17 protein-coding genes are annotated in these 18,953 nt (G+C 42.5%); 8 read left to right on the plus strand and 9 right to left on the minus strand.

Features of this window, described 5'->3' with window-relative positions; genetic code table 11:
* Positions 1 to 79: 79 nt before the first annotated feature.
* The gene (locus tag RMX98_RS19215; RefSeq protein WP_409881619.1) at positions 80 to 280 is read right to left on the minus strand and encodes a hypothetical protein; all 201 of its coding nucleotides are present in this window, start codon (positions 278 to 280) and stop codon (positions 80 to 82) included.
* Between the two features lie 169 nt (positions 281 to 449).
* Between RMX98_RS19215 and RMX98_RS19220 the strand changes: the two genes are divergently transcribed.
* Entirely contained in the window at positions 450 to 1,331 is an 882-nt protein-coding gene (locus RMX98_RS19220; RefSeq protein WP_322675997.1) for a sugar ABC transporter permease, read from the plus strand.
* Positions 1,332 to 1,539: 208 nt separating this feature from the next.
* Here the strand turns inward: RMX98_RS19220 and RMX98_RS19225 are convergent, their stop codons facing one another.
* Entirely contained in the window at positions 1,540 to 2,133 is a 594-nt protein-coding gene (locus tag RMX98_RS19225; protein WP_322675996.1) for a thermonuclease family protein, read from the minus strand.
* 192 nt (positions 2,134 to 2,325) lie between these two features.
* Between RMX98_RS19225 and RMX98_RS19230 the strand changes: the two genes are divergently transcribed.
* Together RMX98_RS19230 and RMX98_RS19235 are read left to right on the plus strand one after the other, a co-directional pair.
* Complete coding sequence (locus RMX98_RS19230; protein WP_322675995.1) at positions 2,326 to 3,069, plus strand: ferritin-like domain-containing protein; 744 nt, start codon at positions 2,326 to 2,328, stop codon at positions 3,067 to 3,069.
* Between the two features lie 310 nt (positions 3,070 to 3,379).
* Entirely contained in the window at positions 3,380 to 4,861 is a 1,482-nt protein-coding gene (locus RMX98_RS19235; RefSeq protein ID WP_322675994.1) for a site-2 protease family protein, read from the plus strand.
* A gap of 311 nt (positions 4,862 to 5,172) precedes the next feature.
* On the opposite strand, the gene RMX98_RS19240 is transcribed toward RMX98_RS19235, so the two are convergent.
* The gene (locus RMX98_RS19240) at positions 5,173 to 6,426 is read right to left on the minus strand and encodes a glycoside hydrolase family 10 protein (RefSeq protein WP_322676001.1); all 1,254 of its coding nucleotides are present in this window, start codon (positions 6,424 to 6,426) and stop codon (positions 5,173 to 5,175) included.
* A gap of 478 nt (positions 6,427 to 6,904) precedes the next feature.
* Between RMX98_RS19240 and RMX98_RS19245 the strand changes: the two genes are divergently transcribed.
* Positions 6,905 to 10,666: a beta strand repeat-containing protein gene (locus RMX98_RS19245; protein WP_322675993.1), complete on the plus strand. Its 3,762-nt coding sequence runs from the start codon at positions 6,905 to 6,907 to the stop codon at positions 10,664 to 10,666.
* Positions 10,667 to 11,097: 431 nt separating this feature from the next.
* Here the strand turns inward: RMX98_RS19245 and RMX98_RS19250 are convergent, their stop codons facing one another.
* Positions 11,098 to 11,391, minus strand: a complete 294-nt coding sequence (locus tag RMX98_RS19250) for a 2Fe-2S iron-sulfur cluster-binding protein (protein WP_322675992.1) — start codon at positions 11,389 to 11,391, stop codon at positions 11,098 to 11,100.
* Between the two features lie 145 nt (positions 11,392 to 11,536).
* On the minus strand, positions 11,537 to 12,391 hold the full coding sequence (locus RMX98_RS19255; RefSeq protein WP_322675991.1) for a uroporphyrinogen-III synthase: 855 nt from the start codon (positions 12,389 to 12,391) through the stop codon (positions 11,537 to 11,539).
* A gap of 439 nt (positions 12,392 to 12,830) precedes the next feature.
* Here RMX98_RS19255 and RMX98_RS19260 point away from each other — a divergent pair, with 439 nt between their 5' ends.
* Complete coding sequence (locus RMX98_RS19260; RefSeq protein ID WP_322675990.1) at positions 12,831 to 13,733, plus strand: S1C family serine protease; 903 nt, start codon at positions 12,831 to 12,833, stop codon at positions 13,731 to 13,733.
* Here RMX98_RS19260 and RMX98_RS19265 read toward each other — a convergent pair.
* Positions 13,663 to 13,914 (minus strand): hypothetical protein, encoded by a 252-nt coding sequence (locus RMX98_RS19265; protein WP_409880839.1) that lies wholly within the window; start codon positions 13,912 to 13,914, stop codon positions 13,663 to 13,665. The two genes, RMX98_RS19260 and RMX98_RS19265, sit on opposite strands and share 71 nt — an antisense overlap.
* Positions 13,915 to 14,013: 99 nt before the next feature.
* Between RMX98_RS19265 and RMX98_RS19270 the strand changes: the two genes are divergently transcribed.
* The 3 genes from RMX98_RS19270 to RMX98_RS19280 all read left to right on the plus strand — a co-directional run bounded on the left by RMX98_RS19270 (position 14,014) and on the right by RMX98_RS19280 (position 16,954).
* On the plus strand, positions 14,014 to 14,850 hold the full coding sequence (locus RMX98_RS19270; RefSeq protein ID WP_322675988.1) for a S1C family serine protease: 837 nt from the start codon (positions 14,014 to 14,016) through the stop codon (positions 14,848 to 14,850).
* Entirely contained in the window at positions 14,847 to 15,479 is a 633-nt protein-coding gene (locus RMX98_RS19275) for a response regulator transcription factor (RefSeq protein ID WP_322675987.1), read from the plus strand. Before RMX98_RS19270 ends, RMX98_RS19275 begins: the two co-directional genes overlap by 4 nt.
* A 245-nt stretch (positions 15,480 to 15,724) precedes the next feature.
* The gene (locus RMX98_RS19280; RefSeq protein ID WP_322675986.1) at positions 15,725 to 16,954 is read left to right on the plus strand and encodes a glycosyltransferase family 4 protein; all 1,230 of its coding nucleotides are present in this window, start codon (positions 15,725 to 15,727) and stop codon (positions 16,952 to 16,954) included.
* A gap of 163 nt (positions 16,955 to 17,117) precedes the next feature.
* On the opposite strand, the gene RMX98_RS19285 is transcribed toward RMX98_RS19280, so the two are convergent.
* The 3 genes from RMX98_RS19285 to RMX98_RS19295 all read right to left on the minus strand — a co-directional run bounded on the left by RMX98_RS19285 (position 17,118) and on the right by RMX98_RS19295 (position 18,756).
* Positions 17,118 to 17,399, minus strand: a complete 282-nt coding sequence (locus tag RMX98_RS19285) for a hypothetical protein (protein ID WP_322675985.1) — start codon at positions 17,397 to 17,399, stop codon at positions 17,118 to 17,120.
* Positions 17,392 to 17,625, minus strand: coding sequence for a hypothetical protein (locus RMX98_RS19290; protein WP_322675984.1), 234 nt, complete (start codon positions 17,623 to 17,625; stop codon positions 17,392 to 17,394). The genes RMX98_RS19285 and RMX98_RS19290 overlap by 8 nt, the downstream gene beginning before the upstream one ends.
* Positions 17,626 to 17,988: 363 nt before the next feature.
* On the minus strand, positions 17,989 to 18,756 hold the full coding sequence (locus RMX98_RS19295; RefSeq protein ID WP_322675983.1) for a ChaB family protein: 768 nt from the start codon (positions 18,754 to 18,756) through the stop codon (positions 17,989 to 17,991).
* Positions 18,757 to 18,953: the final 197 nt, after the last annotated feature.

The following is an 18,953-nucleotide window of genomic DNA, read 5'->3' on the forward strand; positions in this document are numbered from 1 at the left end:
GTACTTCAAAGTCGTTTTGAGGTACTTCAAAGTCGTTTTGAGGTACTTCAAAGTCGTTTTGAGGTACTTCAAAGTCGTTTTAAGGTACTTCAAAGTCGTTTTGAGGTACTTCAAAGTCGTTTTGAGGTACTCCAAAGTCGTTTTGAGGTACTTCAAAGTCGTTTTGAGGTACTCCAAAGTCGTTTTGAGGTACTCCAAAGTCGTTTTGAGGTACTCCAAAGTCGTTTTGAGGTACTTCAAACTTTGTCGCACCGCGATCAAGTACAGAGGTACGACACATTTTTATTTTTTAGGCAAAACCTACGCAGTATTGCATCAAAATTGCTGTCATTCCCACAAGCCATAATTTCCAAGGCGACTTGTTGGCGTACATCGCTAATGTTGGGAAAAACCAAGCTAAGGGTAGAATCAGGGCGGAGGGTCATAACAGCTAAGAGGAAAAATTATAGATGCCAAAAATATATAGTAAGTCTTGGTTGGATAACGATACAGTAGCTGCCTGGATTTTTCTCACACCAGCACTAATTTTGTTGGGCGTTTTTATCATTTGGCCGATCGCCTATTTGTTTTACCTCAGTTTCACTGCCGGTAGTTTCACATTAAAAGGTATTTATTGGATAGGCTTAAAAAACTATACGCGCTTGCTACTCAACCCCGATTTTTGGCAAGTTTTGGGTAACACCTTCTATTTTACTGTTGCCACCATCATTCCCAGTTTAGTGATCTCCTTGGGATTGGCAGTGTTATTAAACCGTTCCATTCCCTTGCGGGGCATGCTGCGGAGTGCCTATTTTCTGCCTTCAATTATCTCACTTGTGGCAGCCGGTTTGGGATTTCGCTGGCTATTTCAAACATCAGGCCCAGTTAACGGACTTTTAGATTTTTTTGGCATTCCCAATATACCTTGGCTAGGAGACACATTTTGGGCAATGCCAGTAATTATTTTAATGAGCATTTGGAAACAACTTGGTTTCAATATGGTAGTTTTTTTAGCAGGGTTGCAAGCAATTCCTCCTAGTCGTTATGAAGCAGCAGATTTGGATGGAGCAAATGCTTGGCAACAATTTTGGTATATTACTTTGCCCGGATTGCGCCCAACTGTAATATTTGCAATCATCACTACCGCGATTTTTACATTGCGGAGTTTTGAGCAAGTTTTTATAATGACTGACGGTGGGCCACTAAATTCGACTAATTTGCTGGTTTATTACATTTACCAAGAGGCTTTTGCTCAATTTGATTTTGGTTATGCAGCAGCAGGAGCGACTGTATTATTAGCAGTGACGCTGGTACTAGTTTATTTGCAACTGCAAACTTGGGGAGAGGAGTAGAGAAGGCAGGGGAGGCAGGGGGAAAATTTTGGAAGTTGCTAAATCATATTGCAAATATAGGATTCATATTTGATTGCGTGAAAAAAATTCGGTACACCTTAATCTTCTGAAATCCTCTTGCCTATTGTAAGAGTGCCTATTGCCTACTAAGCCAAGTAATTTCAGTAATCAAACCGGATTCCTATATGCAAGGACAAGTTTTCAAGTTTTACTTTTTATATAAACTGCGATATTCCCAAGGATTTATAAATTTAGTATCGCTCCAAACGCCGAGCCGTTGCTCTTTAGCCTTAGCTTCGGCTTGTTGAACTAAATCTTTACTAGGACACTTGTTTAAATAAGGGCGATACACTTTTGCTAAACCTTCTTGCAACAATACCTGTTGTACAAAAGTACCATTTTTTAAACGGACTTCGGCAATTTTACGTCCATAGCGATCGCTATCCGTAATATTCAAAGTTACGCGATCGCCTCCTTGTTGCACCAGTTGTTCCACCCGTTCTTGGGCTTTCACACCCCAAGTAAATTGATTGCGATCACTAATGCGTTTACTCTGCTTTTCTTTGTTAGTATGAGCTATTTCTGGCGCATCTACACAAGCAAAGCGCACGGTAATATTTTTTCCATTGGTATCTTTCACTACTAGAGTATCGCCATCACTGACTCGCTCAACTGGTTCTCCAGAAGTACCGATAAAGCGTAGACGCGAAGCGGCTTGTCGCACGACATCGCAGCCCATCAAACCCAACATGATAATAGTTGCACAAAGCAAAAATCGCACTGGCTTATTTAATTTCTCCATCCAAAGTTACCAAATTATCTCTTTGGGATGATACTAACAAAATGCAAAGATATATTTGTTAACTGTTAACATACTGCCACAGGCAATTCAAAATTTAAAATTCAAAATGATAAAAACTTCTGGCGGCAACAGAATAAAAAATGCGAATTAGTATAAGAATTATAACCTTCCAATTGTCTGCGGGAATTTCTGATGAACTTCTTGACTAACCTTCTGCATCTAGCTGGTTCAAGTGTTTTTGCCTATTACTCTGCTGCTCAAATTCGCGACTCTAAAACCCGTCCCAACATCCTTGCGGGGTTTCAGTTGGCCGAATCTGGCTCTGTACCATTTTTATCCGCACTTAGCGATCGCGCAGCTGCCGAAGGCGATACATGGCTAGCCGAAAAACTAGCAAAACATGCATCAGATGAAACTAGGCATGGTCAAATTTTTGCCCACGCCTTACAACAGCTGAATAAACAAGTTATAGATTTCAAGCGTCAACCCCAAACTACATCTACAAAAAAATCACAACAGCGTAGTCCCTTTTTCGCAGCATTCTATGAAGGCTACACCCAAGAACAGCTAAAACCAGCTGTAATTGACTGGGATATGTTTATGGCTAGCACATATATTCTGGAGTTAGATGCTAGCAAAGACTTTGCACGAATGGCGAAAGTATTACCTGACAACGAGTCAACCGCTCGTAACTTGAAGTTAGGAATGCTAAGTATTGCTCAAGATGAAACTGGACATGCTGCTTATCTCTACGAAGCAATGATGCGCCGGATGTCTGCAACTGAAGTGCAAAACCTCGTAGATATGTGGCGAACTCGCAAGGTGAATGCCTTGTTGGCAATGGTTGGCGGTATCCTCCAGCGTAATGGCGAAACGCGATCGCTAGTCCAAGATAGTGCGCCGTCGGAAATCGATTCTGAGTTGGTAGCTACGTAATTATAGATATCTTGAGTATCTAAGTATCAACTACCCCTGGCTCAAACTTTCGTTAGCCAGGGGTTTGTTAACCTGAGATTTTTGAAGCTTCTTAGCACCAAGTTGCTGTCCTCAAATATTCAAGCACAAAGCGTGCTTAAAAATCTAAGACTAAAGTCCTGACTACGAACTTTTTACCCCTCGCCTGGGTTTGGCTACGCCCACGCAAAGCGGGATAATTTGGGCAGATTACAGGTGGCGTTATACATTAATAAGTGTATCTGCAATACCGGACTTGTTCTGGCTTAGTCTCAATAGCAAAGGTTTGGAGATGTTTACTTTATCAGAAACTTCTATCCTGGCGGCAATCCTAGTGGTAGCTTTAGGCATTTTGGGCTGGGGCTTTTATCGCGCCAGACCTTTTGGTAAACTGGGAATCTTAGCCTGGTTACAGTCGGTGGTGTTGATGACTCCCTGGCTGCTGTTTTTTGGATTGTTTGCCGCAGGGATTTACATCAATATAGCGGGTATATTGTTCTTAGTGGTAACTTCCGCCGGATTGTACGTCTACTTGGGCAGACAGTTACGCGCAGCTGGGCAAGATGCCATTTTCAAGCAACGTGCTACAGAAAGACTCGCTGCGGCTTCCTCACTTGAAGCAAATTCCCCAAAACCAACAGCAGCAGAACTGAAACCGGAGATCCCACCGATACCAGAAGAAGACTTGAATGCAGTTAAAGGTATTTTTGGTATTGATACGTTTTTTGCTACAGAAACGATCGCCTACCAAGATGGAGCCATTTTCAAAGGTAATTTACGGGGAGAACCAGAAGAAACTCATAACCGTCTAACTGCAAGTTTACAACAACGCCTTGGCGATAAATATCGTCTGTTTTTAGTGGAAAATACAGACGGTAGACCTGTGGTGATTGTCCTACCGAGCCGCAACGATCCCCGGCCGATGTTGTTATCGCAAAAAGCCTTTGCAGGTGTTCTGTTGATAGCAACCATCGCCACAAATCTAGAAGCTGCGGGTTTATTGCTGAATTTTGATTTCTTTGGCAATCCAGGGCGGTTTCAAGAAGCTTTGCCCATAGGCGCTGGGATATTTGCGATTTTAGTAGCTCACGAAATTGGTCATTGGTTACTTGCTAAACGTCACCAAATCCGCCTTAGCTGGCCCTTTTTTCTCCCCGCAGTGCAAATTGGTTCATTTGGTGCAATTACCCGCTTTGAGTCTCTATTGCCCAGCCGCAAGGTATTATTTGATATTGCCTTAGCAGGGCCAGCCGCAGGTGGTATTGTCTCTTTGTTAATGCTGTTGACAGGATTGTTGCTTTCCCACCCAGGTAGTTTGTTTCAATTGCCAAATCAGTTTTTCCAAGGGTCGATTTTGGTGGGAAGTTTGGCGCGAGTTGTCCTTGGTTCGGCGTTGCAGTCACCCCTGGTAAGTGTTCATCCTCTAGTGGTGATTGGTTGGCTGGGGTTAGTAATTACCGCTTTGAACTTAATGCCGGCAGGACAACTAGATGGTGGGCGGATTGTGCAGGCGATTTATGGACGCAAAACCGCAGGACGAGCAACGATCGCAACTTTAATTTTACTAGCGCTAGTGTCTCTCGGTAATACTCTTGCTATGTACTGGGCGATCGTGATTTTCTTCTTGCAACGGGATCAAGAACGCCCCAGCTTGAATGAACTCACTGAACCTGATGATGCTAGAGCCGCTTTGGGGCTTTTGGCTCTATTCTTGATGATTACCACGCTTCTACCCCTAACTCCTGGCTTGGCTGGGCGTTTGGGAATAGGATAATGTTTATGGAGCCTACACCCAAACAAACAATATCCGCAATTCGGGTATGCGCTCAACTTACCAGAAATTCGTAATACTTCGGCTCCTTTCGACTTTGCTACCTCGACTTCTCTACGAGACGCTACGCGTTAGCGGAGCTTTCGCTTTAGCGATACGCTCGGCACAAGTCAAGGCAAGTCGCTCAGTACAAGTTTGTAATTCGTAATTCGTAATTCAGTTTTGTAACGAGGATTGAGCGCAAAACCGGAGCAGTCTAACTGACGAGTAGAAGTGTGAAGGATAAAGTATTAACTTTCATCCTTCATCCTTTTTTATGGTTTCCAGCCTGCTAACAAATTCGGGTAAGGCGTTGGTGTGGGGAAAATTTTCTGGAAGGCAGTTTGACGCTCTTGAGGCTTTTCTTTGCTCATGTTCCAGAGGGTTTCATAGAAAAAGAAAGAGACTCCGGCAAAATTGCGATCGCGTACTTTTTGCACTTGTGTCTGAATTTGCTGCATTGGCACAGATCGGTTTTTCAACCCAGCTAAAATGCCCACACTCACGGGAATATGACTCTTGGCTGCTTTCACTTCTGGATATTCTAATTCGCTGATAAAAACATTCAAGTCATCACGATATATCTGCAAAACTAAGTCTTCAACAATTCCCATCCGTTCCCACTTCTGCCAGTCTGCTAAAAAGAAGTCGTAGGAAAAACGTTGAGGATTAGGAGCAACGGAAACCAGGCAATTTTTTTTAGTAGCTTTGATGGCTGTAAATACCCGCTTCATAAACTCAGTGATTTTATTAGCTCTCCAACTCACCCATTCTGGATCTTGAGGGTTTTTCGAGGGAGCTTTACCACCGTGTTCTTTTTTGTAAAGTGCCACTGTATAGGCATCGTATCCTAATTCTGATGGTAAGCCAAAATGGTCATCAAATTGAATACCATCAATATTGTAGTTTCTAACAATTTCAACGATTAAATCTTGGATAAACTGTTGTACTTCTGGGCGAAAGGGATTTAACCAAACGCGATTATGTATGCCTTCTTTGACAATCCGAGTTCCATCACTGCGACTGGTGAGCCATTGGGGACGATTTTTAGCTAATAGAGAATCTGCTGGTGCCATAAAGCCAAATTCAAACCAGGGAATTACTGTTAACCCTTTTTGATGTCCCACATCAACAATTTCTTTGAGGATATCTCGCCCTTTGAGTCCGGGAGTGGGATCGAGCGATCGCCCGATAACTTTTAATGCAACTTTGCTAGGATACAATGTATATCCCCAATTCCAAACCGCCGGATATATAGTGTTAAAATTGAGTTCATCAAGGCGTTGCAAAGATCCTTTGAGGCGATCGCGCTCAAATAAAACATCACTATCAATATTTGTTAACCACACCCCCCTTAACTCTGATTTTGGCCTTGATGGCAGATTAATTTGAGCGTTCAAGGGGAACGACAACATCATCGTAGCTACCACGCTCAAGGCAAGCATAACGACAAACACAACAGACTTTCTGCTTTGGCGAATATTCCACCAATAAGGAAATTCAACACACCACTTTACAAACCTTTTCATCATTATTTCAAATATCTGTGTCACTGAAGGAAACATAGGCATGATAACTAATGCCAACTTTGTCGTCACTCTTTCCAATACCAGTTATTAGCTGGTGATTGTTAGGACTATTATCATGCTGCGCCGTCTTATTGTTTAAATATTTACTTTATAAATGGTCTCTAAATCTAAATTTTTAGCATATCTTAGTTATTCCCGTAATAATACGATAGCAAATTGTATGGCAATGGCATAATTTTGTACTAAGTTTGATATTAAATTTTTCTGTTTTACCTCAACAAAAAGAGGTTTTAATACCAATTAAATTTAGACACGGAAGCGTATATCAAGTATTCGCTTCCGATTTAAGTGTTTCCAAAGTCTTAGATTCGAGTCAACAGTTAAAAGTTGCCAAATTTTATTTATTAACAATAATTAGGGTCAACTGCGAGAAAACAAAACTTCTCAAACCTAAACTAATTGTGCAAAGGAATTGTAAATGCCAACCAATACAGCGCCAACACTGGACAACAAGGGTAATCCCACACTGGTCACTATTACCCAAGATGTGACCGACACTGATAACCTCGGTACTCTTGTTTCTGCCATCCTTACCACAGGTGCAGGTGGCGACCCCATTCTTGATGCAGACACAGGTGCAGTGGAAGGAATTGCTGTCATTGGTGTAGATAACACCCACGGCATTTGGCAATACTCCACAAATGGCGGTAACAACTGGATTAATTTCGCTGTGTCCACCACTTCTGCTACATTGCTCAGAGATACAGAAAAAGTCCGTTTTATCCCCAACGCTGGCTACAACGGTACGGCTGAAATCACCTTCCGTGCTTGGGATGCTTCAGATGGCAACGCTAGTGGCACTACTGGTGTAAATCCAGGTGTTGGTGGGGGCACAACAGCATACAGTACTGCTACAGAGACTGCTACGATTGCGATCGCACCTCTTGTAGGATTAAGACCCTATTCCATCGTTACAGGCGACTTTAATAAAGACGGTAAATTGGATTTGATAACCGCAAACAAGTCTTCACAAAGCGTTTCGGTACTCTTGGGAAAAGGTGATGGCACTTTTAACCCTGCCAGCAGCTTTAGTGTGGTCGGGTTCAACGGGTTAAATCCTTATTCTGTCGCTGTAGCCGACTTTAACAAAGACGGAAAACTGGATTTGGTAACGGCAAACAATTCTTCCAGTAACATTTCGGTGCTATTCGGAGATGACAAAGCTACTGGTAGCTTTGGGCCCGCGAGCAATTTTACTTTGCCATCAGGATCATCTCCCATATCCGTCGCAGTCGGTGACTTTAACAAGGATGGAAAAGCTGACATAGTAACAGCAAACAATGCCTCACAAAATATTTCAGTCCTGTTGGGAGATGGGATTGGCGGCTTTGCAACTGCCAAAAACTTTAAAGTTCCAAGCCGTCCTACTTCCGTCATCGTGGGCGACTTCAACGGGGATGGAAAATCTGACCTAGCGGTGACGAGTTCTTACTTCAACAACGTCTCAATCCTATTAGGAAATGGTGATGGCACTTTTAACTCAGCCACTCAATTTAATGTAGGCACAAATCCTCATTCTGTTGTCATCGGCGACTTCAATAAAGACGGTAAATCTGACTTGGCGGTGGCAAATTCGGACTCTAACAATGTCTCGGTGCTGCTGGGCAATGGTGATAGTTATGGCACTTTTAAACCTGCCACCAACTTTAATGTCGGCTTAAATCCCGTATCTGTCACAGTGATTGATTTCAACGGTGATGGCAAATCTGATTTAGCAGTTGCAAACGCAGATTCCAACACGGTTTCAGTCCTGCTAGGAGATGGCACTGGCAGCTTTGGAAATGCCACGAACTTTGACGTAGGCACAACACCCTATGCTGTCACCGTAGGCGACTTCGACAAAGACGGTAAATCGGACTTGGCGGTGGCAAACAGTGAATCTAGAAACGTTTCGGTGCTACTTAATAATCGCGCTGAATCTTATGATCCCGTTCCCCCTCAGCCGATACTCATCAACGAAATTTTCTTTGATCCCCCAAGTACAGATGGCCCTAGAGAATACATCGAACTGCGTGGTACTCCTGGTGCAACCCTAGCACCTGGGACTTATCTAGTTGGGATTGAGGGTGATACTGGCTCCTCCAATCCTGGCAATGTTCAAGATATTTTTGATTTGTCTGGTAAACAGTTTGGAAGTAATGGGTTGCTGGTTCTGTTACAAAAAAGCAATCCTTATGTTAATGTAGTCAACCCCAATGCAAAAATAGTAACTAATGCTGGAACTGGAGCCGGATGGGGAAGCGGAGCCTCAAGTTCAATCGGTCACACTGGTCAAATGGGCGCAACTGACATAGAAAATGGCTCTGTTAGCTTTTTGCTCATTCAAGCTACTACTGCACCCACACTTAGCAATGATATTGACTCAAATGACGATGGTATTGTTGATGGTACTGTTTACTCAAATTGGACTGTATTAGATTCAGTTTCCGTTTTAGATGGCACATCTACTACGGACAGAGCATATAGCTCGATTGTATTTAGAAAAGGTTCTAATGGCGGTTCAGTTCCAGCTAATGCCACAGTTGTTGACACCTCGTTTATCGCTGGATATGTGGGTCGTTCAGGTAATACTACTGGTTCAACAGCCTTAGATTGGGTAGCAAGTGCAATCACCACTGGCACAGCCCCAAATTTTGCATTAGGTACTGTTACTAACACTGTTGCTAACACATCACCTGGAAACTTTGCCGAGCAACCATTGAATCACATTGGAGATACTAACTTTGCTCCTGCTGCTAATCTCAATTACGCCATTTCGACTGCTACCCCAACTGTGATTGAAGGTAATAGTAGTAGCAAAATTGTCAGTTTCACCGTAACTCGCAGTGGTAATACTGCCATTGCCACTACCGTAAATTATGTCTTGGATGGCACGGCAACTTCTGGCAGCGACTACAATAACATTAAAATTGGAACTGTAACAGGTACTTTATCTGGAACTTTAAAATTCGCCGTTGGGGAAACGACAAAGACCATTTCACTCAATGTTCTGGGTGAGAAGGTGACTGAAACTGACGAAACCATTAATCTTAACCTGAATTACCCCAACCAAATAGCTGCGATCGCTCCTGGTACAATTACCATAGTTGATGATGACAACATTCCCGCTATCTCTATCGTAGATAAAAGTGGCAACGAAAGCGCTGGCAATATTGCTTTTACCGTCCAACTCTCCAATGCCAGTAGTGAAATAATCACAGTTGCTTACAACACTAGTAATGATACTGCGATCGCTGGGGTTGATTACACCGCAGTTACAGGCAGCCTGACATTCAACCCTGGAGTTACCACTCAAACAATCACTGTACCGATTCTCAACGATTTCGTTGCTGAATCAAGCGAGCGTTTTTTTGTCAATCTTACCAACCCCACCAATGCCAGCATTGGTGATAACCAAGCTATTGGTACAATTACGGATAACGATACAGTTGGTTTCACTATCTCTCCTGCAACTGGAATAATAACTACAGAGGCTGGTGGTACTGCGAGCTTCGGTATCCAACTCACTAGCCAACCTACCGCTAATGTCACCTTAAATTTGAGTAGTTCCAATGTCAACGAAGGCACTATCCCAGTTTCTAGCGTTACATTTACCGCAGCTAACTGGAATACACCCCAACTAATCACAGTTACAGGTGTTAATGATGGTATTGCAGATGACAACATTGCTTATAAAATTATTACTGGCACAGTAGTTAGTAGTGATGCCAAATATAACAATTTCAATCCCGCCAATATTGCCGATATTGATGTCATCAATATTAAAAATGGCAACCAAGTCAATAGCATTATCACAGGTTCAGCCAAAGTTGATAATTTGCAGGGAACTAGCTCAGATGATTTGATTTTTGGCTTTGCTAGTAATGACGTAATTGTTGGCGGACTAGGAAACGATCAGATTTATGGCGGTTTAGGTGCCGATAATCTCACAGGTGGTGCAGGTAATGATATCTTTGTGCTTGCCAAAGGTGAAGGTAGAGATACTATTAAAGATTTCAAGACTGGTGAAGATTTGATTGGCTTATCAGCTGGTTTGCTCTACTCCGGTTTGTCTTTGACTCAAAGCGGTAGTGATACCTTAATTAAGGTTACTGCCAATAACGAAAGTCTTGCTCTGTTAACTGGAATTACGGCATCAACTTTGAACGCTAGCAACTTTATTACCCTTGGTGTCAACTGAAGCTAATAATTCCTTTCAAAGCTCCAGCAATAACTGCTTTCATTGTCAAATAATATAAGGGACTTCCAAAAAATAAATTATCCCAAATTATTTGTATATTTGTTGAGGCGCACGTCTGTGCTACTCGGAGATGGGATGTTTTGTCGCTGGAAGTCCCTAACGCGATGTGCAACTTAATATTCTGACTTTACTTCTATTCTTCTCGCCTTAAAGGCGAGAGGAATAAAATTTTCCCTTTACCTCAGATGAAAGGAGGCTAGGGGGTTAGGTTTGAGTAAAAGTTGCACACGGCGCATATATTAAGACTGCTGTTTTCTTTTTGAACAAAACTCAGTACAGCTTTGTTCCTTCTTCCCTATTGCCTGTTACCGAGCAAGAACCAGTGTTACAGGAAGAAGGCAAGTCCAGATCATGTTCCTCGTTAGCGATCTCTAAAGCTCATCTTCTTGATGAGTTAAGATTGTACAGTCAGAAGTAGGATATGCAACGCAGGTGAGAACAAATCCTGCGTCAACTTGGTCGTCATCTAAGAAGTTTTGATCGTCTTGGTTAATTGTACCTGAAATCAACTTGCCGGTGCAGCTAGAGCAAGAACCAGCCCTACAGGAGTAGGGTATGTCTATGCCTTCGTCATCGACAGCAGCATCTAAAATGTATGTATCCTCATCAACATCAATTGTTTTGTCGCCTTCTGGGGTCTTTAATGTGACTTTATAAGTTGCCATGTAACAATCCCTAGTTCCAATAAACTCCATATTCGATACTACGAGTTTATGTGCTGCTAGTCTAGAGTTGATTATATTTGACTGTTCTAAATTCTCAAACGCTTACTGGGGCTAGTTTACATATACCAGGAACTCGACAGAAAAATCACACAAGGAAAAATGTGGCGATCGCTTCAGCAAATCCCTCAAATGAACTATAATTTCTAGCCACAATAGCGACATTCATACCCAACTTTTGGGCATTAACAGTTGTATAAGGGCCGAAACACGCAATTATACAGCCCTCATAATCGCTTTGTGAGTTGACCATTGTCAAAAAACTTTCTACTTCCGCCGTGCTACTAAAGGCAATTACATCAATAATTCCTTGACGTATCAGGTTTAATTCCATACCGTAGATAGTTTTATCTAAACCCTGTGTGATATATGCAGGTACGCGAGTTACTTCTATACCCAATTGTTGCAAATCTGTAATCAAATTGGGTACGACATCAGGCTCAGGCAAACCAATAACTTCTGGGGCAGGGAGCAGCACTTTTTTCTCGTTAATCTGCGGCAGTTTCGCCAGTTCCGCCACAATTCCGCCTGGGCTGGAGTCTGTGGGAATTAAATCGACTTTGCCAGAAAAAGACAATAAGCTTTCTGCATCTTTTCCTAAAGCACATAATTGGCATTTTTTTACCATAGATACAGGAATATTTAAATCATTCATCCGGTGAAAAAATGCCATAATGCCATTTCTACTTGTGAAGACAATCCAATCAAATTCATCTATATGGTTTAGAGCAATATCTAACTTAGTGTAGTTTGATAAATAGCAAGTTTCGATTGTAGGCATGAAAACAGGTAAACCACCTTTTTTGATGATTTGTTCAGATAACCTATAAGCATAATTTCTCGGTGCTGTTACTAAAATTCTCTTGCCATAGAGAGGTAAGTTTCTAGATGGAGTCAGCAGGTTGACTTCTCTTGATTCGGTGTGCATTTGCTGATCTGTCATTTCATTACTACTCCATATTTGTAACAGTCAAAATTATCGTGCTGACCAATATCTCGCCTATAACTTAAGTTTTAGTTTAATAGCTTAAGTCCACTCAAGTGGACTGAGATTTTATCTTTCACCAAGGATGGCCAAGTGCATAGCTTCAAATCTTGTATTTAGTCCTCTTGAGAGGATTTTATCTATTAGCCTCGGAATTTATTTCAAGGCGGGATGGCAACGAAGCAGAAGATTAAAAAAATACTGGTATTGAGCAATCTATTTGAGTAGATCCCCGACTTTTTTAAAAAGTCGGGGATCTAGTTCCTCACCAATGATTCAGGATTGCTATACAAACCTAGCTATTTTTCTAGGATGAATTCTCCCCATTTTTCTGATGTCATCTGGGTTGATAAAACGGGACGATATGAACATCTAAGAAAGTTGGCAGAAAAATCTTATGTCTTCATTACTGGCTTTGTCCAACAGTTTAGCTGACACCGTAGAACAAGCTGGGAGTGCTGTAGTTGCAGTTAATGCGGGTACTCGTGTTTCTCCAAGCGGCATTCACTGGCGTAATGGCATCATTGTTACCTCTGATGAGTCTCTCCAGCGCTATGACGATATCACCATTACCTTATCAAATGGTAGTACTGCACCAGTAACACTCGTCGGTCATGACTCTAGCACCGATATTGCTGTTTTTAAACTAGAAAATGTAGAAATACCTGTGGCAAAAGTTGGCGATGCCAAAACGCTCAAAGTTGGTCATCTGGTACTAGGACTAGCAAGAGGTAGCGAAGGTGATTTAAGAGCGGCTATGGGTGCGGTGAGTGTGGTTAGCGGTGCTTGGCGGAGTATGAATGGTGGGAATATCGACCAATTCATCCGCCCAGACATCACCCTTTACTCTGGGTTTGCGGGTGGGCCGCTTGTAGATGCGGCTGGTTTTGTGGTAGGCATGAATACATCGGGGCGGCGTGGTACTGCTTTGACTATTCCCACTGCTACAGTCGATCGCGTGGTTGACCAATTAGTAGCAAAAGGACGCATTTCTAAGGGCTACTTGGGTGTGGGAATGCAACCTGTACGTTTACCAAAAAATCTGAAAACTGCTCTCAATTTAAGTTCGGCAACTGGGGTAATTGTTGTCAACGTTGAGGCTGCGGGGCCTGCTGACAATGCAGGTATACTGCTTGGTGATGTTTTGGTTAGGTTTGATGGCGTAACTGTGGGCGATACAGGTGATGTACTGGCGCTACTCAATAGTAGCGATCGCATTGGTAAAACTGTCAACGTGCAAGTTGTCCGGGGTGGAGTGTTAATTGAGTTAGCGATCGCACTTGGCGAACGACCTTTGTAATTCGTAATTTAGAACTCGAACGTTGAGCCTCTGAACTCGGAAGTTGCACCTTTTTACTCGAACGTTGAGCCTCTGAACTCGGAAGTTGCACCTTTTTACTCGAACGTTGAGCTTCTGAACTCGGAAGTTGCACCTTTTTACTCGAACGTTGCACCTTTTTGCTCGAATCGTCATTAGTCATTAGTCATTTGTGTTTCTAAGGACAAATGACAAAAGACAAAGGACAAATGACAAAAGACATCACTAGATTCTACTTTGACATGGGGAAAAACTGTATAACATGGCAAACACAACATTAATTAATGTCGCTGCTGAATTGACAGAGGTAGCTGCTAAACTACGCCTACGCACTGTCAAAGTGAAAAGCGGCTCTCTAGGAGTCGGTTCTGGTGTCATTTGGCAGCCTGACGGACTAATTATTACTAATGCCCATGTCGCAACCAGCAACCGCGCAACTGTAGAATTGGCAGACGGAAGAGTATTTGATGCGGTGCGTACACAATTCGATCCACAGCAGGATTTAGCAGCCTTGAAAATTGTCGCCACTGATTTAACTGCTGCAACCATTGGTAATTCTGAGGCGCTACGAGTGGGTGAATTAGTTTTAGCGGTGGGTAATCCCTTTGCTGACAGTGGTGCTGTGACAACTGGAATTATCCATGCAAATAATCCACGGGCTGTGATGGCTGATTTGCAGCTATATCCTGGTAATTCTGGAGGGCCACTTGCCGATTGTCAAGGCCGAGTCGTGGGAATTAATACGATGATTGTTAATGGTTTGGCTGTGGCAGTTCCCAGCAACACCGTTGAGCGTTTTTTACAGGGAAATAATCGTCCGCAACTGGGAGTTACACTGCAACCTGTCCTTTTAGGTAGGCGTAGCTTGGGTTTGTTGGTGCTGTCAATTTTACCTGGCAGTGCGGCGGAAACTGCTGGTGTGCAAATCGGCGATGTTTTAATTGGAGTTTCAGGGCGATTATTCACTAGCATGAATGATTTAACTAAATATCTCCATGAAACTAAAGGTTCTGTGCCGCTACAACTCCTACGCGGTAGGCAGCAATTCGTGATTTATGTTGACGTGCAGTCTGGTAAAACTGCTGTGGAGGCGACATGATCCGAGTGATGGTAGTTGCTACTTCCCCTGTGGTGCGGGCAGGGTTATCAACTGTGGTAACTACCAATCCTCGGTTAACGGTTGTGGGGAGTGCATCCGATTTGGATGTATTGGCGAGTGAAGTTGGGCAATTACAACCAGATGTGGTGCTGGTAGATTTGAGCGGTAATTTTCAACAAGCGGTGTGGGAAAAATTGCTGGTTATCCAAGAACAGCAATACCCATTAGGAATGATCGTCATTGTTGAAGAACTCGACAGCATCGACTTAGAGACGGCGTTACGTTCTGGTATCCGGGGGATATTGCCCAGTACTAGTACAGAGTCAGAAATTGTCGCGGCTGTGGAAGCGATCGCTTTTGGTTTGCTAGTGCTGCACCCGAATGCTGTAGAATTACTGTCTATCCGCGAAAAAATTGTCACAAATCCTGTACAAACCTTGACACCACGGGAGATAGAAGTTTTAGGAATGCTTGGCTCAGGGTTGGGGAATAAAGCGATCGCAAAACGTTTACATATTTCTGAGCATACCGTCAAATTTCATCTCTCATCTATTTTTCAAAAGCTCAGTGTCTCCAGCCGTACTGAGGCTGTTGCTGTGGGTGTCAGATTGGGTTTGATTATGCTGTAATCTGTAATGAATTATCGGTTGGATGCAATAGACCTCTTGCATATAGCGATTTTCAGATAAAAAAAGACCTAACCCCCAGCCCCTTCCCTGTTAGCGTTGGGGAGTAAGATTCAAAGCCTCTCTCCTTTTTGGAGAGAGGTCAAAAATTAAGTTGCACATCGCGTGAGGTCTATTCAATATCAAATGATGACATAGAGCCTTTACTCAGGTCATGGTGTATATATCACATTTGATTCATCGCTTATATGAACATTTTAATCCTATCTTCCACCTTTCCCTATCCACCAACGCGCGGAGGAACCCAAGTTAGGACATTTAATTTACTCAAGTACTTGAGTCAACGTCATACTGTCACCCTCGCGACTCAACGCGAGGGTGATGTTACAGACGCAGAAGTAGCAGGATTACGCGATTGTGTCGATCATCTCGCTATTTTTGAACGTCCGCCAGATTCTCGAACCACCGGAATATTGCAGAAAATACAGCGATTTGGGAGATTTTTGCAGCAGGGAACGCCGCCAAGTGTACTTAACCGCTACTCACTTGAGATGCAAACATGGGTTGATAACTGGGTGGAAGCGGGAAAATGTGATGTAATTACCTGCGAACATAGTGTCAATGAAATTTATGTGCAGCCACATTTTCAGAAACAGTTAAAAACCATAGTTAATGTTCATAGTTCTGTTTATGCTACCTGTCGGAACCAACTAGCAACAGGCATTTCCGAAAATTCCCTTAGAGACAAAATTAATCTGCCACTGTTGCGGCGTTATGAGCAAAACTACTGCGCTAAATTTTCGGCAATTGTGGCGACAACAGAAGAAGATAAAATTCAACTACAAGAATTTAACCCCAATAGTGAAATTACAGTTATTCCCAATGGTGTAGATTTAGTTTCTTTCCCTAATCGAACCACCGATCCAGGAGGACATCGCCTAATTTTTATTGGTGCAATGGATAATTTAGCAAATATTGATGCTGTCTGTTTTTTCAGCAATGAAGTTTTGCCAGAAATCCAAAAATTCTATCCCGATACAACTTTTGATATTGTCGGTTCTCACCCAGTGGCAGAAGTTTTAGCACTTGATAAAAAACCAGGAGTTAATGTGCTGGGGCGTGTACCTTCGATGGCAGAATATTTACATCAAGCCACCATCTGCGTTGTACCGATGCGGACTGGGTTTGGGATTAAAAATAAAACTTTAGAAGCAATGGCAGCTGGTATACCTGTAGTAGCGAGCGATCGCGGCTTAGAAGGATTATCTGTAGATGCTGCTAGTCATCCATTACGAGCATTACGAGCGAATAAACCGACAGAGTACGTCACTGCTATTAGTCAACTATTCGATCATCCACATCTGCGTTCGGAATTGTCTCACAACGGCAGACAACTAGTAGAAACACAATTCACTTGGGATATCGCTGGTAAAAGCTATGAACAAGTTTGTCTTGGAAAGAGTAATACTAATTCGTAATTAGTATACACATTCAAAATGCTTGCTCTAACAAAGATCCCACCACTAATTCTAAGTAAGACAAATATGTGTAGAGACGTTGCAATGCAACGTCTCTACATCGGCTGTGCAAATTATCTTATCTAGATTGTATTGGTTTTTAGTTAGCTTGTGAATCAGCACATCAATTATTGTCAAATCTAGTCGAAGAACCTAACACAAGTAATTTCTTATGCTTACGCTTATTCTTATTCTTGCGAGTCGTCAAATAATTATCAACGTAACGAAAAGCTGCTGCACCATCATAATCAGCAATAGCTATAGCTTGTAAGAAAACCTTTGAGGGAATTTCAAACCCTAAAAATTTTTCTGTTAAGATTAACAAATCTTCATTTGTGGCAGGAAAAGTAGTTTCTTCTGCCCCTTCTGAATCAGAAAATATATCATTAATTAATGCTTTATACACTTTGTACCTCCCCGAAAGCATAAGATGCAAAGCCTGTAATAAAGTTTAGTTGCTGATCGCGAGTTTGTAAGTTAACTGGGAGTTCAGTACCAGGACATCCTATTTCCCGTAAAATCTCCAAACAATAAGTACTGAGTTGAGTGTATGGAGCTTGCTCCAATTCTTGAGCTACTTCTAGAGCCATCTTCAGATTGACTTGGATAACCGTCTTTACAGGGTTGGTCATAAACACGCCCTAATAAACTGGATGCTCTAAGTTTTGATCACAAGTAGAAATAGCGTAACGGTGTTTTTGCGGAATTTATGAAGAGGAAAAATTAAAGTATCAGCGCATTTGCGGTAATGTATCGGAAGTTATGCAAAGTAATTTGGAAGCTAGGCAATTTTTAGCTAAGTGCGATCGCTCACCTTAATACGTATAAATATGTACAAACATTAATAAATCATACCAGATAATTGCCAATACATTTACTTGTCGTCGAGTGGACGAAACACCTACCTACAGCCAAAGGCAGGCTTTTCGGCCCACCCCACAAGATTGAATAATTTATTTGTGATGAATCCCTAATATAGAGTCTCACACAGTAGTTTAAGCTTTGACCTTGGTTTTAGACCAGACACCATTTTCATCTTCATCATATTGCTGGTGAATAGTTTCCCAAGCAGCTTGTTCAGCCGCAGACTCATCACTCTTTTCATTGAGTACAGTATTATAGCGTTCAATGAATGTACTCTGAGCTTCATCAGAAAGATGAGCGCGAACTTCAGGAGACAAGTCTGCTGGACTGTTGCACTGTCCAGAACAAGAACGAGCCAGAGTTTTTTCAATTGTGTGAATTTCTTCGCCACCAGCACTTTCGAGCAGCAATTGAAATTCGCCAGTGCGATCGCTCGGAACTTCTGCCATCACGAAAAATTCACCAGCTTGTAAGCGGGTTTGGTAGATAGCCGCTTTATCTTCTGGCATCCCCAAAGTGGTTAGAACTGATACTAGACCGGCACCTGCACTACCTGCGATCGCTCCACTAGCAGCCCCCAACAATAATGCACCAATAGGCCCTGCTGCTACAATTGAGCCGACAAAGGGAATAAACAATACCCCTACACCCGTAAGTAAGCTGAGAAAGGAACCAAACAAGGAACCAAAAACTGCTCCTGTTCTCAAACCTCCCAGAATCACATCTTTTTTACTAATAAAGCCAGCGATTCTCGTTTCTGACTGGAAGTTTCTGCCCATGACCGAAATATGATCTCTAGGCACACCCCGATCTAATAAACGTCGAATCACATCATCAATTTGCTTCTGTTCTTTGAATACAGCAGAAATGGTACGTTCTGCTTTATATACCTCTGCCACTTAAAAGCTCCTTGTATTATGTTATTTTTGCAATCAAGATGACCAATCAATTTTGGATTTTAGATTCACTGCACCCATAAGGGCAAACCACGCGCCAGACGGGTTCTCCAATACAAAGAAGCCAGCCGCATGGGCGAGTCTCCCCATTTGACGGCAGTCGCCTCAAGTTGGGGAGACGGGTATGAACCAATTTTCAA

It is taken from the genome of Nostoc sp. DedQUE02, from assembly GCF_034531035.1.
Taxonomy (GTDB): domain Bacteria; phylum Cyanobacteriota; class Cyanobacteriia; order Cyanobacteriales; family Nostocaceae; genus Nostoc.

Bases quoted from the DNA above. Each gene is read 5' to 3' on its own strand.
- RMX98_RS19255 (WP_322675991.1), bottom strand. From the start codon at position 12,391: ATGACAGATCAGCAAATGCACACCGAATCAAGAGAAGTCAACCTGCTG.
- RMX98_RS19230 (WP_322675995.1), top strand. From the start codon at position 2,326: ATGAACTTCTTGACTAACCTTCTGCATCTAGCTGGTTCAAGTGTTTTT.
- RMX98_RS19240 (WP_322676001.1), bottom strand. From the start codon at position 6,426: ATGAAAAGGTTTGTAAAGTGGTGTGTTGAATTTCCTTATTGGTGGAAT.
- RMX98_RS19245 (WP_322675993.1), top strand. From the start codon at position 6,905: ATGCCAACCAATACAGCGCCAACACTGGACAACAAGGGTAATCCCACA.
- RMX98_RS19235 (WP_322675994.1), top strand. From the start codon at position 3,380: ATGTTTACTTTATCAGAAACTTCTATCCTGGCGGCAATCCTAGTGGTA.
- RMX98_RS19270 (WP_322675988.1), top strand. From the start codon at position 14,014: ATGGCAAACACAACATTAATTAATGTCGCTGCTGAATTGACAGAGGTA.
- RMX98_RS19260 (WP_322675990.1), top strand. From the start codon at position 12,831: ATGTCTTCATTACTGGCTTTGTCCAACAGTTTAGCTGACACCGTAGAA.
- RMX98_RS19250 (WP_322675992.1), bottom strand. From the start codon at position 11,391: ATGGCAACTTATAAAGTCACATTAAAGACCCCAGAAGGCGACAAAACA.
- RMX98_RS19220 (WP_322675997.1), top strand. From the start codon at position 450: ATGCCAAAAATATATAGTAAGTCTTGGTTGGATAACGATACAGTAGCT.
- RMX98_RS19225 (WP_322675996.1), bottom strand. From the start codon at position 2,133: ATGGAGAAATTAAATAAGCCAGTGCGATTTTTGCTTTGTGCAACTATT.
- RMX98_RS19290 (WP_322675984.1), bottom strand. From the start codon at position 17,625: ATGACCAACCCTGTAAAGACGGTTATCCAAGTCAATCTGAAGATGGCT.
- RMX98_RS19280 (WP_322675986.1), top strand. From the start codon at position 15,725: ATGAACATTTTAATCCTATCTTCCACCTTTCCCTATCCACCAACGCGC.
- RMX98_RS19275 (WP_322675987.1), top strand. From the start codon at position 14,847: ATGATCCGAGTGATGGTAGTTGCTACTTCCCCTGTGGTGCGGGCAGGG.
- RMX98_RS19265 (WP_409880839.1), bottom strand. From the start codon at position 13,914: ATGACTAATGACGATTCGAGCAAAAAGGTGCAACGTTCGAGTAAAAAG.
- RMX98_RS19215 (WP_409881619.1), bottom strand. From the start codon at position 280: ATGTGTCGTACCTCTGTACTTGATCGCGGTGCGACAAAGTTTGAAGTA.